General features: G+C 62.1%; 17 protein-coding genes. 9 read left to right on the top strand and 8 right to left on the bottom strand.

All coding sequences use genetic code 11. The annotated features are described in order from the left end of the window. Positions 1-356: 356 nt before the first annotated feature. On the bottom strand, positions 357-1,556 hold the full coding sequence (tyrS, locus tag APH44_RS08500) for a tyrosine--tRNA ligase (RefSeq protein WP_054892253.1): 1,200 nt from the start codon (positions 1,554-1,556) through the stop codon (positions 357-359). A 233-nt stretch (positions 1,557-1,789) separates the two neighbouring features. On the opposite strand from tyrS, the gene APH44_RS08495 reads away from it, so the two are divergent. Both APH44_RS08495 and APH44_RS08490 read left to right on the top strand, forming a co-directional pair. Continuing rightward, on the top strand, positions 1,790-3,211 hold the full coding sequence (locus APH44_RS08495) for a peptidoglycan DD-metalloendopeptidase family protein (protein WP_054892252.1): 1,422 nt from the start codon (positions 1,790-1,792) through the stop codon (positions 3,209-3,211). 3 nt (positions 3,212-3,214) lie between these two features. Continuing rightward, positions 3,215-4,306 carry an anhydro-N-acetylmuramic acid kinase gene (locus APH44_RS08490; RefSeq protein ID WP_054892251.1) on the top strand — a complete coding sequence of 364 codons (1,092 nt, stop codon included), beginning with the start codon at positions 3,215-3,217 and terminating at the stop codon, positions 4,304-4,306. A 54-nt stretch (positions 4,307-4,360) separates the two neighbouring features. Here the strand turns inward: APH44_RS08490 and erpA are convergent, their stop codons facing one another. Further along, positions 4,361-4,711 (bottom strand): iron-sulfur cluster insertion protein ErpA, encoded by a 351-nt coding sequence (gene erpA, locus APH44_RS08485; protein ID WP_029615063.1) that lies wholly within the window; start codon positions 4,709-4,711, stop codon positions 4,361-4,363. A 144-nt stretch (positions 4,712-4,855) separates the two neighbouring features. Further along, entirely contained in the window at positions 4,856-5,890 is a 1,035-nt protein-coding gene (argC, locus tag APH44_RS08480) for an N-acetyl-gamma-glutamyl-phosphate reductase (RefSeq protein ID WP_054892250.1), read from the bottom strand. 141 nt (positions 5,891-6,031) lie between these two features. Here argC and hemJ point away from each other — a divergent pair, with 141 nt between their 5' ends. The 6 genes from hemJ (at position 6,032) to APH44_RS08450 (ending at position 10,459) form a co-directional block, all read left to right on the top strand. Beyond that, positions 6,032-6,457, top strand: a complete 426-nt coding sequence (gene hemJ / locus APH44_RS08475) for a protoporphyrinogen oxidase HemJ (protein WP_054892249.1) — start codon at positions 6,032-6,034, stop codon at positions 6,455-6,457. 29 nt (positions 6,458-6,486) lie between these two features. Next, the gene (locus APH44_RS08470; RefSeq protein WP_054892248.1) at positions 6,487-7,434 is read left to right on the top strand and encodes a nitronate monooxygenase family protein; all 948 of its coding nucleotides are present in this window, start codon (positions 6,487-6,489) and stop codon (positions 7,432-7,434) included. A 75-nt stretch (positions 7,435-7,509) separates the two neighbouring features. After that, positions 7,510-8,292, top strand: coding sequence for an SDR family oxidoreductase (locus APH44_RS08465; RefSeq protein WP_054892247.1), 783 nt, complete (start codon positions 7,510-7,512; stop codon positions 8,290-8,292). Between the two features lie 64 nt (positions 8,293-8,356). Beyond that, entirely contained in the window at positions 8,357-8,695 is a 339-nt protein-coding gene (locus APH44_RS08460) for a histidine triad nucleotide-binding protein (protein WP_054892246.1), read from the top strand. Positions 8,696-8,761: 66 nt separating this feature from the next. After that, the gene (gene coq7, locus APH44_RS08455; protein ID WP_054892245.1) at positions 8,762-9,409 is read left to right on the top strand and encodes a 2-polyprenyl-3-methyl-6-methoxy-1,4-benzoquinone monooxygenase; all 648 of its coding nucleotides are present in this window, start codon (positions 8,762-8,764) and stop codon (positions 9,407-9,409) included. Positions 9,410-9,418: 9 nt separating this feature from the next. After that, positions 9,419-10,459: a hypothetical protein gene (locus tag APH44_RS08450; protein ID WP_054892244.1), complete on the top strand. Its 1,041-nt coding sequence runs from the start codon at positions 9,419-9,421 to the stop codon at positions 10,457-10,459. Positions 10,460-10,487: 28 nt separating this feature from the next. Here the strand turns inward: APH44_RS08450 and APH44_RS08445 are convergent, their stop codons facing one another. Further along, a complete protein-coding gene (locus APH44_RS08445) occupies positions 10,488-10,910 on the bottom strand; it encodes an OsmC family protein (protein WP_054892243.1) in 423 nt (140 codons plus the stop codon). Positions 10,911-11,100: 190 nt separating this feature from the next. On the opposite strand from APH44_RS08445, the gene crp reads away from it, so the two are divergent. Further along, on the top strand, positions 11,101-11,745 hold the full coding sequence (crp, locus tag APH44_RS08440; RefSeq protein WP_054892242.1) for a cAMP-activated global transcriptional regulator CRP: 645 nt from the start codon (positions 11,101-11,103) through the stop codon (positions 11,743-11,745). On the opposite strand, the gene APH44_RS08435 is transcribed toward crp, so the two are convergent. The 4 genes from APH44_RS08435 to APH44_RS08420 all read right to left on the bottom strand — a co-directional run bounded on the left by APH44_RS08435 (position 11,742) and on the right by APH44_RS08420 (position 15,020). Further along, on the bottom strand, positions 11,742-12,446 hold the full coding sequence (locus APH44_RS08435; RefSeq protein WP_054892241.1) for a lipoate--protein ligase family protein: 705 nt from the start codon (positions 12,444-12,446) through the stop codon (positions 11,742-11,744). The two genes, crp and APH44_RS08435, sit on opposite strands and share 4 nt — an antisense overlap. A gap of 91 nt (positions 12,447-12,537) precedes the next feature. Continuing rightward, positions 12,538-13,371: an indole-3-glycerol phosphate synthase TrpC gene (gene trpC, locus APH44_RS08430; RefSeq protein WP_054892240.1), complete on the bottom strand. Its 834-nt coding sequence runs from the start codon at positions 13,369-13,371 to the stop codon at positions 12,538-12,540. Beyond that, the gene (gene trpD / locus APH44_RS08425; RefSeq protein WP_054892239.1) at positions 13,368-14,417 is read right to left on the bottom strand and encodes an anthranilate phosphoribosyltransferase; all 1,050 of its coding nucleotides are present in this window, start codon (positions 14,415-14,417) and stop codon (positions 13,368-13,370) included. The genes trpC and trpD overlap by 4 nt, the downstream gene beginning before the upstream one ends. A gap of 9 nt (positions 14,418-14,426) precedes the next feature. Further along, entirely contained in the window at positions 14,427-15,020 is a 594-nt protein-coding gene (locus tag APH44_RS08420; RefSeq protein WP_054892238.1) for an aminodeoxychorismate/anthranilate synthase component II, read from the bottom strand. Between the last annotated feature and the right edge of the window lie 259 nt (positions 15,021-15,279).

The raw sequence follows: 15,279 nt of genomic DNA, 5'->3' as shown, positions 1-15,279 counted from the left end.
TTTACTGTCAAGCGTTTATTTTGAAGTTTTTTCCGAGAAACTCGTTTAGCTTCAAACACTTGACTCGCTGCGATCTCTCGTAGCGGGAGGCGAATCATACAGCACTCGAAGATGCTGTCAACTGCCTTTTTCACCGCTGCCGATCAGGTGACCGAAGCCCTTCACACCTCACCGAACTCGCTTAACTCGTTGATTAACAAGAAGTTTTGCGTTCCGTTTGCTGCGGAAGTGGGGCGCATTATAAGGGGATCCGAGAGGGCGTCAACCTTTTATTTCAAGAATCTTTCAGATCGCTGAAAACACAGCGGGGAGGCCTGTCGGCCTCCCCGCTTATATATAGCTACACCATCAGGCGATCACTCAGCCTTCAGCGTAACCCGTCCAAACGACTTCTTGCCCGCCTGGCACACATGGGTAGCACCCAGCCCAAACATGAAGTCCTTGTTGATGACTGCACCATCAACCTTGACCGCACCACTGCCTAGCAGATCACGTGCCTGTGCCGAGTTCTTCACCAGGCCCGCACGATTGAGCACCGCCGCGATCGGCAGGGCCTCAGCCGCAACCACTTCGATCTCCGGAAGATCTTCCGGCAGCTCGCCATCCTTCATGCGGTTGCCGGCAGCGCGGTGAGCGTTCGCCGCAGCCTCTTCACCATGGAAACGCGCCACGATCTCTTCGGCCAGCTTGATCTTGATGTCACGAGGGTTCGCGCCCTTCTCGACATCGGCACGAAACTGATCGATTTCCTCCATGGAGCGGAAGCTCAGCAGCTCGAAGTAACGCCACATCAGCCTATCCGGAATCGACACCAACTTGCTGTACATCACCCCAGGCGCTTCCTGGATACCCACATAATTGCCCAGCGACTTGGACATCTTCTTCACGCCATCGAGCCCTTCCAGCAACGGCATGGTCACGATGTTCTGAGCTTCCTGACCGTAGGCGCGCTGCAGCTCACGCCCCATCAACAGGTTGAACTTCTGGTCGGTACCACCCAGCTCGACATCAGCCTTGAGCGCAACCGAGTCGTAACCTTGCACCAGCGGATAGAGGAACTCATGGATTGCGATCGGCTGCTGGCTGGTGTAGCGCTTGTCGAAGTCGTCACGCTCGAGCATGCGCGCGACGGTGTACTGGGACGCCAGGCGAATGAAGTCGGCCGGGGTCAGCGTATCCATCCAGGTGGAGTTGAACGCTACCTCGGTCTTGGCCGGGTCGAGAATCTTGAACACTTGCTGTTTATAGGTTTCGGCGTTGTCCAGAACCTGCTCACGGGTCAGCGGCGGGCGCGTGGCACTCTTGCCGCTCGGGTCACCGATCATGCCGGTGAAGTCACCGATCAGGAAGATCACCTGGTGCCCCAGCTCCTGGAACTGCCGCAGCTTGTTGATCAGTACGGTATGGCCCAGATGCAGATCAGGAGCCGTCGGGTCGAAGCCAGCCTTGATACGCAGCGGCTGGCCGCGCTTGAGCTTCTCCACCAGTTCCGACTCGACCAACACCTCTTCCGCACCGCGCTTGATAAGCGCCAGCTGCTCTTCAACCGACTTCATAGACAGACCCGCAAGGCTCAGATTCAAAGGGGACCAACCATACAAGATCGGCCGTCAAATACAAGTTTCGCAAAGGAATGTGACCCGGGAGGCGCCTTGCGGCGTCTACGCGCCCTTGCGCGAAAATGGATTTGGTTATATTTTATACAGTTATTTCATCTTCATCATGTCATTCATCTTTTTCAGCGTATTCAGTCACCTTTTTCATTCACTTTTTCAAAGTCACATTATCTATGACCAACGACACGCCTAAAGCGCCCCCGCTTTATCCGAAAAGCCATCTGTTGGCCGCCAGCGGCATCGCCGCCCTGCTCAGCCTGGCCTTGCTGGTATTTCCCTCCAGCGACGTAGAAGCGAAGAAGACCACCCTCAGCCTCGAGCTCGAAACCCCGGCCGAGGAACTCAAGGATGAATCCAAGGCCGCACCGCTGGTGCAGTCCACCGAATCCACCGGCTCGCCCTTCGCCCAGATCGAAGGGGATGAACCCGTTACAGAACAGGCCGCCGAGCAACCACAACCCGTCGCACAGGAAAAGGCGCAAGACAAGGCTCCCGGCCATCGCGAAGTCGTCGTCGCCCGTGGCGACACCCTCTCCACGCTGTTCGCCAAAGTGGGCCTGCCTGCCAACGTCGTGCATGACGTGCTGGCCAGCGACAAGCAAGCCAAGCAGTTCAGCCAGCTTAAACACGGCCAGGTGCTGCAGTTCGAGCTGGACAAGGACGGCCAACTGGCCAGCTTGCACAGCCAGGTCAGCAACCTCGAAAGCATCCGCCTGAACAAGACCGACAAGGGTTACGCGTTCGAGCGCGAAATCACCAAGCCCCTGGTGCGAACCGCCTACGCCCATGGCGTCATCAAGAGTTCGCTCTCGGCCTCGGCCCAACGTGCCGGCCTTTCCCACAGCCTGACCATGGATATGGCCCGCGTGCTGGGCTACGACATCGACTTCGCCCAGGACATCCGCCCTGGCGACGAATTCGACGTGGTCTACGAACAGAAGGTCATGGATGGCAAGGTGATCGGCACCGGCAACATCCTCTCGGCGCGTTTCACCAACCGCGGCAAGACCTACACCGCCGTGCGCTACACCAACAAGCAGGGCAATACCAGCTACTACACCGCTGACGGCAACAGCCTGCGCAAGGCGTTCATCCGCACACCGGTAGACTTCGCCCGCATCAGCTCGCGCTTCTCCGCCGGACGCAAGCACCCGATCCTGAACAAGATTCGCGCCCACAAGGGTGTCGACTATGCAGCGCCTCGCGGCACGCCGATCAAGGCAGCCGGGGATGGCCGCATCGAGCTGGCTGGTCGCCGTGGCGGCTACGGCAACACCGTGATCATCGCCCACGGCAACACCTACAAGACCCTGTATGGCCACATGCAAGGCTTCGCCAAAGGCATCAAGACCGGCAGCAACGTCAAGCAGGGCCAGATCATCGGCTACATCGGCACCACCGGTCTCTCCACTGGCCCACACCTGCACTACGAGTTCCAGGTCAACGGCGTCCATGTCGACCCGCTGAGCCAGAAGGTGCCGATGGCCGATCCGATCGCCAAGGCCGAGCGCCAGCGCTTCATGCAGCAAAGCCAACCCCTGATCGCTCGCATGGATCAGGAAAAGGCCACGCTGCTCGCCGCCAACAAGCGCTGATTCATGGCGTTCTACCTGGGGGTGATGTCCGGCACCAGCCTTGACGGCCTGGACATTGCCCTGATCGAACAAGGCGAGCAGCCCCGGTTGCTCGCCACCCGCTACCTGCCCATGCCCTCCGACCTTCGCCAGGACCTGCTGAGCCTCTGCGCCAGCGGCCCTGACGAGATCGCACGGGCAGCGCTGGCCGAGAACCGCTGGGCTGGCCTTGCTGCAGAAGGCATACAGCAATTGCTGGCCGAGCAGAAACTCGAGCCCAGCGCCATCCGCGCCATCGGCAGCCACGGCCAGACCATCCGCCACGAACCGGCCCGAGGCTTCACCGTGCAGATCGGCAACCCTGCCTTGCTCGCCGAGTTGACCGGCATCTGCGTGGTGGGTGATTTCCGTCGCCGCGACGTGGCTGCAGGTGGCCAGGGCGCACCGCTGGTCCCGGCCTTCCACGAAGCCTTGTTCGGCCATCTGGGACAGCGCCTGGCCGTACTCAACGTCGGCGGCTTCAGCAACCTGAGCCTCATTGCCCAGGACACTCCGGTACATGGCTTCGACTGCGGCCCAGGCAATGTGCTGCTGGATGCGTGGATCGAGCGCAAGCGCGGCCAGACCTTCGACGCCGATGGCGCATGGGCGGCGAGTGGCAAGGTGCAGGACGAATTGCTGGCGGCACTGCTGAGCGACCCGTTCTTTGCCGGCAACGGCCCCAAGAGCACCGGGCGCGAGGTATTCAACCTGCCCTGGCTCGATGCCCACCTGGCAACGCTGCCGCACTATCGCGACGAAGACGTTCAGGCCACGCTGCTGGAGCTGACTGCACGCAGCATCACCGATGCCTTGCGCAATGCCCAGCAAGATACCGAGGCCCTGATGGTCTGCGGCGGTGGCGCGCGCAATGGCACCCTGATGAATCGGCTGGCCGCCTTGCTGCCTGCCGCGAAAGTGACCAGCACCAGCGCCCAAGGTATCGATCCGGACTGGGTCGAGGCAATGGCATTCGCATGGCTGGCTCATTGCTGCCTCGAAGGCATCCCGGCTAACCGCCCAAGTGTCACGGCTGCCAGAGGGCTACGAGTACTGGGCGCGATCTACCCAGCCTGAAAGACAGAAACGAAAACGCCGCGCAATTGCGCGGCGTTTTCGTTCAAGCGCGACTCAGATCGAAAACGACGAACCGCACCCGCAGGTGGTAGCGGCGTTCGGGTTCTTGATCACGAAGCGCGAGCCTTCCAGGCCTTCCTGGTAGTCCACTTCGGCGCCCGCCAGATACTGGAAGCTCATTGGGTCAACGACCAGCGAAACGCCTTCGCGCTCGACAATGGTGTCGTCCTCGGCCACGTCTTCATCGAAGGTGAAGCCGTACTGGAAACCCGAGCAGCCGCCGCCTGTGACGAACACACGCAGCTTGAGGCGATCATTGCCTTCTTCGGATACCAGGGTCTTCACCTTGTGCGCAGCCCCTTGGGTAAACTCCAAAGCGGTGGGGGTGAAGGTTTCAACGCTCATGTTGGTTCTCCCGGCGTAAGCCGCCATAAAACTCGATGACGCGCATTATCCGCTTCTCCGAGAAAATTGGTCAAGAATTGTGCGGCTTTGGTCGACACAAACGAAAAGGCCCGCACGAGGCAGGCCTATTCACCTGCTTGACGATTAAGGCAGCAGGCCAGCGTGGGACAGGCCCATGCGCTCATCCAGCCCGAACAGGATGTTCAGGTTCTGCACCGCCTGGCCGGACGCGCCCTTGACCAGGTTGTCGATCACCGACAGCACCACCACCAGATCACCACCCTGCGGGCGATGGACGGCGATACGGCAGACGTTGGCGCCACGCACGCTGCGGGTCTCAGGGTGGCTACCGGCCGGCATCACGTCGACGAACGGCTCGTTCGCATAGCGTTTCTCGAACAGCGCCTGCAGGTCGACCGAGGTGTCGACAACATTCGCGTAGAGGGTGGCATGAATACCGCGAATCATCGGAGTCAGGTGAGGCACGAAGGTCAGACCGATATCCTTGCCCGCTGCCAGGCGCAGGCCCTGGCTGATTTCCGGCAGGTGGCGGTGCCCTTTGACTGCATAGGCCTTCATGCTTTCGCCGGCCTCGCAGAACAGCGAGCCCACTGCAGCACCGCGGCCGGCGCCACTGACACCCGACTTGCAGTCGGCAATCAGGCGCAACGGATCGGCCAGACCCGCTTCGAGCAGTGGCAGGAAACCAAGCTGGGTCGCGGTCGGGTAGCAACCCGGGACCGCGATCAGGCGCGCCTGGCGGATCTTCTCGCGGTTCACTTCAGGCAGGCCGTAGACGGCATCCTTGAGCAGTTCCGGCGCGCCGTGCGGCTGGCCGTACCACTTGCCCCACTCGACGGCGTCCTGCAGACGGAAGTCGGCAGACAGGTCGATGACTTTGGTCCCGGCAGCCAGCAACTCGCCGGCCAGGGCATGGGCAACGCCATGCGGTGTGGCGAAGAACACCACGTCACAGGCGCCGAGCGTCTTGCTGTCCGGGACGCTGAACTGCAAACCGTCATAGTGGCCGCGCAGGTTCGGGTACATGTCGGCCACCGCGACACCCGCCTCGGAGCGCGATGTGATGACCGCTACCTCGGCCTGTGGGTGCTGTGCCAGCAGGCGCAACAGTTCGACACCGGTGTAACCCGTGCCGCCGACGATACCGACCTTGATCATAACGCTTGCCCCTCATCAACGAGACCACTGGAAAGCGCACGATAATAGGGTTACGTGACGCCTGTAACAACTCTTGGGTACCCCTTCGCAGCGCCGGACCACTACTATCTGACCACCGTGAAAACCTGAAGGAACTCCCCCATGCTCTATCTCTGGATCAAGGCGCTGCATATCGTCAGCGTGGTCTGCTGGTTCGCAGGTCTGTTCTACCTGCCGCGCCTGTTCGTCTATCACGCCCAGAGCCAGGACAGCATCAGCCAGGAACGCTTCGTCACCATGGAGCGCAAGCTGTACCGCGGCATCATGAACCCGGCGATGATCGCCACCTACGTGTTCGGTATCTGGATGCTCTACCTCACGCCCGGCTGGCTGAGCCAAGGCTGGCTGCATGCCAAGCTGACCCTGGTGATCCTGCTGACCGGCTACCATCACGTATGCGGCGCACAGCGCAAACGCTTCGCCGCCGGGCAGAACACCCGCAGCCATGTGTACTACCGCTGGTTCAACGAAGTACCGGTACTGATCCTGCTGGCTGTCGTAATTCTCGTGGTGGTCAAACCGTTCTGAGCATACCCCCTGAGTAAAGGAGCCTTGCCATGTCCCTGCCCGCAACACTTGAACACCGTCTGCGACTGCCTGTGGTTGCCGCGCCGATGTTCCTGATTTCCAACCCGCAGCTGGTCCTGGCTTGCTGCGCCAACGGTGTGGTGGGCAGCTTTCCGGCGTTGAACCAGCGCGACAGTGCCGGCTTCAAGGCCTGGCTGGAGGAGATCGAGGCGGGCCTGGCACAGTTGCATGCGCCCGCGCCTTATGCCGTCAACCTCATCGTGCACCCGAGCAACCCGCGCCTGCAGGCCGATCTCGCCCTGTGCGTGGAGCACCAGGTTCCCATCGTGATCACCAGCCTGGGCGCGGTGAAGGAGGTGGTCGACGCGGTGCACGGTTATGGCGGCCTGGTGTTCCACGATGTCACCACCCGTCGTCACGCCGAGAAAGCCGCCGAGGCCGGCGTCGATGGCCTGATCGCCGTGGCTGCAGGCGCCGGCGGTCATGCCGGGACCTGGAGCCCGTTCGCCCTGGTCGCGGAGATCCGCCAATTCTTCGACAAGACCCTGCTGTTGGCCGGTTGCATCAACCACGGTCACGAAATCCTTGCGGCACGTCTGCTGGGCGCCGATCTCGCATACATGGGCACACGCTTCATCGCCACCCGCGAGAGCCAAGCCCAGGACGCCTACAAAAAAATGCTCCTCGATGCCCATGCTGCCGACATCGTCCACACCCCAGCGGTGTCGGGTGTGCCGGCCAGCTTTCTGCGCCAGAGCCTGGAGCAGGCCGGCTACGACATGGCCGCGCTCAAGCACAATCCGGGCGAGGTCAAGCTCAAACCGCTGGATGAAGAAGCCAAGGCCTGGAAAACCGTGTGGTCGGCTGGCCAGGGCGCGGGCGGTATCCATGACCTGCCCGATACGGCAGCGCTGATCGAGCGCCTGCGTGACGAATACCAGGCAGCCCAGCTTCGCAGCGCTGAACTGGCGCGCTGAAGCCCCTGTAAAAGACCACAACCGCCCCGGCCAAGCTGTACACTAGGCGCCCTCTTCCGCCCCCAGGAGCCTTGCATGACCCGTTACGCCATGATCACCGGAGCTTCCAGCGGCCTGGGCCTGGCCCTGGCGGAGGCCCTGGCGCGGCGCGGGCGCAACCTGATCCTGGTGGCACGCCATCGTGAAACCCTCGAACCGATCGCGATCGAGCTGACCCAGCGCTTCGGTGTCGAGGTTCTGCTGCGCGCCTGCGACCTCAGCCAGCCTTTGCGCCTGTCGGGATTCGTACTTGAGCTGGAAGAGGGCGAGCGGCGCATCGACCTGCTGGTCAACTGTGCCGGCCAGCGCACCTACGGGCCCTTCCTGGCCCATGAGTGGGCCGACGAACAAGACCTGCTGGAGGTCAATATCCTCGCCCTGACCCGCCTGTGCCACGCGATCGGCAACCTGATGGCGGTGCACGGTGGCGGCCAGATCCTCAACGTAGCCTCACTGGCCAGCGCCGCGCCAGGTCCGTGGATGGCCTGCTACAGCGCCAGCAAGGCCTATGTACTGAGTTTCTCGGAAGCCCTGCGCGAAGAACTGCGTCGTACCGGGATCAAGGTGTCGGTGTTGTGCCCGGGCCCGATCCGCTCGGCACAACGACACATCCCGCGACTGGAGGGCAGTTCGCGCTGCCTGAGTGCCGAAGAAGTGGCGCTCTACACAGTGCGCGCGCTGGACAAGAACCACGCCCTGATCATGCCGGGCCGACGCAATCGCTGGCTGGCCTTCGCCCCACGCCTTCTGCCGCGCTGGTTGAGCCGCAAGCTGGCGGGCGTGATCCATCGTCGCTACTGCCCGATCGGCGCCGAATGACCTCTGTCCGAGCAGCACTTCGCTGAGTACACTGCGCTTCGACCCTCACCAAGGAGCAAGTGACGTGGACGATCTATTCCTCAAGATCATCAACCGGGAAATCCCGGCGGATATCATCTACGAAGACGACCAGATCCTGGCCTTCAAGGATATCGCCCCTGCGGCGCCGGTACATTTTCTGGTCATCCCGAAAAAGCACATCCCGACCCTCAACCACCTGACCGAAGAGGACAAGGCACTGGCTGGCCACATCCTGTTCACCGCCCAGCGCCTGGCCATCGAGCAGGGCTGCGAGGAAGGTTTCCGCGTGGTCATGAATTGCAACCCCAAGGGTGGACAGACGGTCTATCACATCCACATGCACGTGCTCGGCCAGCGTCAGATGAACTGGCCACCGGGCTGACCCAAGGCAAGCCCATCCGGCATGATTGAGTTAAACTGTCGGGCATCACTTTAGTGGAGGTGCCCGATGGCTACCGAACGTCACTATTCACCGCTCGACCGCTTGTTGCTGCAGGCTGACACCGCCATGCGCACCTTGCTGCCCTTCAGCGGCCAACCTTCCCGTCCCTCGCCCGCGATCATCCAGCCTGACGCCGATCTGGACGAGTCCCAGACCCGCCATATCGCCGGCCTGATGCGCATCAACCATACCGGTGAAGTCTGCGCACAGGCGCTCTACCAAGGCCAGGCACTGACCGCCAAGCTGCCGCAGGTACGCAAGGCCATGGAACATGCCGCCGAGGAAGAGATCGACCACCTGGCCTGGTGCGAACAGCGCATCCGTCAACTGGGCAGTCATCCGAGTGTGCTCAACCCGTTGTTCTATGGCATGTCGTTCGGCATCGGTGCCCTCGCCGGCCTGGTCAGCGACAAGGTCAGCCTGGGCTTCGTCGCCGCCACCGAGCACCAGGTCTGCAAGCACCTGGACGAGCACCTCGAACAGATCCCCGAGGAAGACGAAAAATCCCGCGCCATTCTCGAGCAGATGCGCGTCGATGAAGAGCAACACGCCGAATCCGCACTTGAAGCAGGCGGCTACCGCTTCCCTGCCCCGGTGCGTTTCGGCATGAGCCTGCTGGCCAAGGTGATGACCAAGAGCACCTACCGAATCTAGGACGAGTCGATGACCGAGCGCTTCGATGCCAAGGATCTGGCCAGCGCCGTAAGCGCCGGCATTCTCCAGCCAGGACAGGATCGGGCGCTGCTCGAGTTCCTGCGCCAGCAACCGCAACAACAGGGCCGGTTCCAGCTGGCCCATGTCGCTTTCTACTTCGGCGCCCTGCTGATCATGGCCGCCATGGGCTGGTTGCTCACCGAAGCCTGGATGCGCATTGGTGATACAGCACTGCTGACCGCCGCCCTTCTCTATATCGCCGCGCTTACCCTGTTCGCCCTGTCACTCCAGCGCCGTGGACAGGCCATTGCTGCTGGCGTTCTCGCTGCGGTGGCCGTGAGCATCGTGCCATTGGCAGTCTTCGCCATCGAGCGCCTGCTCGGCTGGTGGCCGCTGGATGACCTGCAGTTCGACTACCACCAGTACTACACCTACGTGCAGGGCGGTTGGCTGCTGATGGAAGCGGCAACCGTCGTCGCCGGGCTGGCGATGCTGCGCCTGGTGCCTTTCCCCTTCATCGTGATGCCAATTGCCGTGGCCTTGTGGTTCATGTCCATGGACCTCAGCGAATGGTTCTACGGCGAAGTGTTCAGTTGGGAGCAGCGCCAGAAGGTCTCGGTGTGGTTCGGCCTGCTGTTGCTGGCCGTGTTCCTGGCTATCGACGGCCGTACGCGCCGCGATTACGCCTACTGGGGCTATCTGGCAGGGCTTCTGGCATTCTGGGGCGGGTTGACTTCGATGAACAGCGACAGTGAGCTGGGCAAGGCGCTCTATTGTCTGATCAACCTTGGCCTGATGGGATGTGCAGTGCTGCTGCGCCGACCGATGTTCATGGTATTCGGCGCCATGGGCGTGGCGGCGTACCTGGGCTACCTGTCGTATGACGTGTTCGCCGAGTCGTTGCTGTTCCCGGTAGTGATCACACTGATCGGGCTTGGCGTTATCGGCCTTGGGTTGGCTTACCAGAAACGCCGCGAGCACCTGAGCCAGTCGTTGCGGGCAAAGCTGCCGCAATGGTTGCTCGACGCGTTACCGGCCCTGCGCGACTGAAAAGGGGCCGCCAGGCGGCCCCACCACTTCAACCCAGCTCTACGATCTCGTAGCCATGGGTGATCTCCACACCCGCACGATCGAGCATGATCGATGCCGAGCAGTACCTCTCGGCCGACAGCTCGACCGCTCGCTTGACCTGCGCCTCTTTGAGGCCACGCCCCTTGACCACGAAGTTCAGGTGGATCTTGGTGAACACCTTGGGATCTTCGCTGGCGCGCTCAGCTTCGAGAAAAGCTTCGCAGCTTTCCACCGCCTGTCGGGATTTCTTCAGGATGCTGACCACATCGAAACTGCTGCAGCCACCCAGGCCGAGCAGCAGCATCTCCATCGGGCGTACGCCCAGGTTACGACCGCCAGCCTCGGGAGGACCGTCCATGACCACGACATGCCCACTCCCCGACTCACCGAGGAACATGGCCTCACCGGCCCACTGGATGCGTGCCTTCATCTATCCGGACTCCTGATTTCGTAAAAGGTCGTCAGCTTAGACCTTGTAGCGCTGTCGGAAAAGCTCAAGACGTTGGGGTTTCATGCCGATAAAGCCGAAGTGCCTGATAAGCTGACGCCAAATCACTGGCGCCCGCCGTCAGTAACCTCCTACAAAAATGCCTCTGCGTCGCTCGAACAGGATTTTCGTGATGGTAGCCTCAGCACTCCCTGCCAAGATCAAGAATATCGACAAGCTGCTGGTACACTGCCAACGCCGCCGCTATGCCGCCAAGAGCAACATCATCTGCGCCGGCGACCGGGCCGAGACGCTGTCGTTCATCGTCAAGGGATCGGTGACCATCCTGATCGAGGACGACGAAGGTCATGAGATGATCATCGCCTACCTCAACAATGGTGACTTCTTCGGTGAACTGGGGTTGTTCGAACCAGCGGGCCCCGAACAGCAGCGCAGCGCCTGGGTACGGGCCAAGACCGAGTGCGAAGTGGCCGAGATCAGCTACGACAAGTTCCGCGAGCTGGCCCGTCACGATCCGGACAGTCTCTACGCCCTTGGCAGCCAGATGGCCCAGCGCCTGCGCAACACTACGCGCAAGGTCGGAGACCTGGCCTTCTTCGACGTCACCGGCCGCGTCGCCCGTTGCCTGCTCGACCTGTGCAAGCAGCCGGATGCCATGACCCACCCCGACGGCATGCAGATCAAGATCACCCGTCAGGAGATCGGGCGGATCGTCGGCTGTTCGCGCGAGATGGTCGGCCGGGTGCTCAAGGATCTTGAAGAACGTAGCCTGGTGCAGGTCAAGGGCAAGACCATGGTGGTCTACGGCACCCGTTAATCCTTGGGCAGCGCCGCGATCACCTCGGCGTAGGCCTGGGACAGCCGTTCGAACCAAGGGGCTGCGGGCACCACTTCATGCAAGGCAATATGGCTGTCGGCGCGGCAACGCTGCTCCAGCCCACAGCAGTCGTTGAAGCGGTTGACCGCCGCCACCATCGACTCGCGCTCGTTGTCCAGCAGCAGCGCGCCATGCACCAGCACCACCGGGCGCTTGCCGCCCAGCCCCTGGCGCCAGCGCTGGGCAGTGCCGACCAGCTTGCGGCCGTTGAGATTGACGTTGTAGCGCCCATCGCAGAACGCACCGTCGATCTCCCCGACCGACGCCACACCACCCCATTCGCGCAAGACATCGCACAGCGGCAGGCACAGACGCTCGTATGCGTTCTCGATGCGTCCGTGGTCACCTTCGCTGCGCGGTGCGACGTAGACCAGCGCCACGTTCACGGTCGAATAGGATTGCGGCACCGGCTCTCCACCGGTTTCACGCAGCAACACCGGCCAGCCAGCGATCGCCAGCTCGGCACAGGCGGCTTCGAAGTTGTCGAGACGACTCATTCGTCGCGGCATGACCAGAGCGTGATCGGTGGGGCGCCAGAACAGCACGCCGGACTCACGCTCGCCACGGCAGACGGCGGCGAGCAGCTCCTGTTCGGCATGCAGGCCCTGCTCGACGGTGAGGGCCAGGGGTTGATCGGTCATTGATCCACCTTGGAAATCCGGTTCATTGGCCCGCGGAAGGGCCGGAACAGTCATACAAAAAAGCCGGCATCAAGCCGGCTTCGTTTTTTGATCAGTCCAGAGGCTGAACAGTCTTCTTCACCTGATCCGGGAAGAACAGCCTCTGCAGTTCCAACCCCGGTTGCTCCGCACGCATGAAGGCCTCGCCCACCAGGAACGAATACACCTCGTTGATTTCCATCAGCTCCACGTCGGCGCGGTTGAGGATACCGCTCTCGGTGACCGCCAGGCGGTCACGCGGAATGCGCGGCAGCAAGTCGAGGGTGGTGTCCAGGCTGACCTCGAAGGTGTGCAGATTGCGGTTGTTGACCCCCACCAGTGGCGTGTCGAGGGTTTTCAGCGCACGCTCGAGCTCATCGCCATCGTGTACCTCCACCAGCACGTCGAGACCGACATCCTTGGCGGTGGCGGCCAGCTCGGCCATCTTCACATCGTCCAGTGCCGAGACGATCAGCAGCACGCAGTCGGCGCCCAGGGCGCGGGCTTCGACGATCTGGTAGGGATCGACCATGAAGTCCTTGCGGATCACCGGCAACGACACGGCAGCGCGGGCCTGTTGCAGGTACTCGTCTGCGCCCTGGAAGTAATCCACGTCGGTGAGTACCGACAGGCAGGTGGCGCCGCCCTTCTCGTAGCTCACCGCGATTTCCGCAGGCACGAAGTGCTCACGGATCACGCCCTTGCTCGGCGAAGCCTTCTTGATCTCAGCGATGACCGCAGGCTGCTTGCGCTTGGCCTGTTCGATCAAGGCGTTGGCGAAGCTGCGGGGAGCATCGGCACCCTTGGCCAGACGCTCCAGTTCGGCGAGGCTCACGCGCGCGCTGCGCTCGGCCACTTCCTGAAACTTGCGGGCGATGATCCTTTCCAGCACCGTCGGTACGCTCATGCTCCGTTCTCCTGCTTGAATACCGCGGTAAAGGCGCCCAGCTCCTGGAGTTTTTCCCAGGCAAGGCCGGTGTGCAGCACATCGTGGGCGAGTTCGACGCCCGACTTCAGGCTCATCGCATGGTCGGCGGCATACAGCGCTGCGCCAGCATTGAGCACGATCATTTCGGCAGCTTTCTGGCCGTTTTCGGTCTTGCGTCGGCCCAGGGCGTCACGGATCAGCGCCAGCGAAGCCTGTGGGTCCTCGACCGCCAGGCCATGCAGGCTCTGGCTCTTCATGCCAAGGTCTTCCGGTTCGACCCAGTATTCGGTGATCTCACCGTTCTTCAATTCCGCGACGAAAGTCGGCGCGGCCAGGCTGAATTCGTCCAGGCCATCCTTGGAGTGCACCACCAGCACATGCTTGCTGCCCAGGCGCTGCAACACTTCGGCGAGCGGGCGACACAGGGCCTGGGTGAATACGCCAACCACCTGGTGCTTCACACCGGCCGGATTCGTAAGCGGGCCAAGCATGTTGAAGAGCGTGCGCAGGCCCAGGTCGCGGCGCGGGCCAGCAGCATGCTTCATCGCACTGTGGTGAGTCTGGGCGAACATGAAACCGATCCCCAGGCTATCGATGCAGCGGGCCACCTGCACTGGCGTAAGGTTCAGGTAGATACCGGCCGCCTCCAGCAGGTCGGCGCTGCCGCTCTTGCCGGACACCGCGCGGTTGCCGTGCTTGGCCACCGGGCAACCGGCCGCGGCGAGCACGAAGGCCGAAGCTGTGGAAACGTTGAAGATGTTGGCCCCGTCGCCGCCGGTGCCGACGATGTCGACCACACCGTCGAGGCTCTTGAGTTCGACCTTGTCGGCCAGCTCACGCATGACCGAAACGGCGCCGACGATCTCGTCGATGCTCTCGCTCTTCATGCGCATGCCCATCAGAAAGGCGCCAATCTGCGCCTCGGTGCATTGTCCGGTCATGATCTGACGCATGACATCGCGCATTTCGTCTGTGGACAGGTCCAGGTGGCCGACGATGCGGCTCAGCGCGCTCTTGATATCCATGATCGATCCTTAGCGGCGGCCGCCGGTCTGCTTGAGGAAGTTGGCGAACAGCTCGTGGCCCTGCTCGGTGAGGATGGACTCGGGGTGGAACTGCACCCCTTCGATGTTCAAGGTCTTGTGGCGCAGGCCCATGATCTCGTCGACCGAACCGTCTGCATGGGCAGTCCAGGCGGTGACTTCGAGGCAGTCCGGCAGGGTTTCGCGCTTGACCACCAGCGAATGGTAGCGGGTCACGGTCAACGGGTTGTTCAGGCCGGCGAACACGCCCAGATCGCGGTGGAACACCGGGCTGGTCTTGCCATGCATGACCTGGCGGGCCCGCACCACGTCACCGCCATACGCCTGGCCGATGGACTGGTGGCCCAGGCACACACCGAGGATCGGCAGCTTGCCGGCAAAGTGCAGGATGGCCTCGATGGAAACGCCTGCCTCGCTGGGCGTGCAAGGGCCGGGCGAAACGACGATGCGCTCCGGGTTGAGGGCTTCGATCTGGGCGATGGTCAGTTCGTCGTTGCGAATGACCTTGACCTCGGCACCCAACTCGCCGAGGTACTGGACGACGTTGTAGGTGAAGGAGTCGTAATTGTCGATCATCAGTAACATCTGGGGTCAACCTCTTGAATCTACTGACTGTGCTTTCGAACCTTCCTGCCTCGACATGGGCGCGGCTCTACCGCGACAGCGAAGATGGAACGACAGGAGGGCAAACGGGGGCGGGCCGGACAGGACCGGCAGGAGAAAGAGTCAGGCGCGCCAACGCCAACGGGCGTGAGCCTTGATAACGCGCATCAGGAGTTTGCTGACGATCAACACGGGGTAGTTCTCGCTCATACGTCCCGGCACAGTAGCCTACCGCGACGAC

Origin of the sequence: Pseudomonas sp. NBRC 111143, from assembly GCF_001320965.1 — a bacterium.
GTDB classification, from domain to species: Bacteria; Pseudomonadota; Gammaproteobacteria; order Pseudomonadales; family Pseudomonadaceae; genus Aquipseudomonas; species Aquipseudomonas machongensis.
The sequence above is the reverse complement of the archived record's forward strand: the minus strand, read 5'-3'. Positions and strand labels throughout refer to the sequence as shown.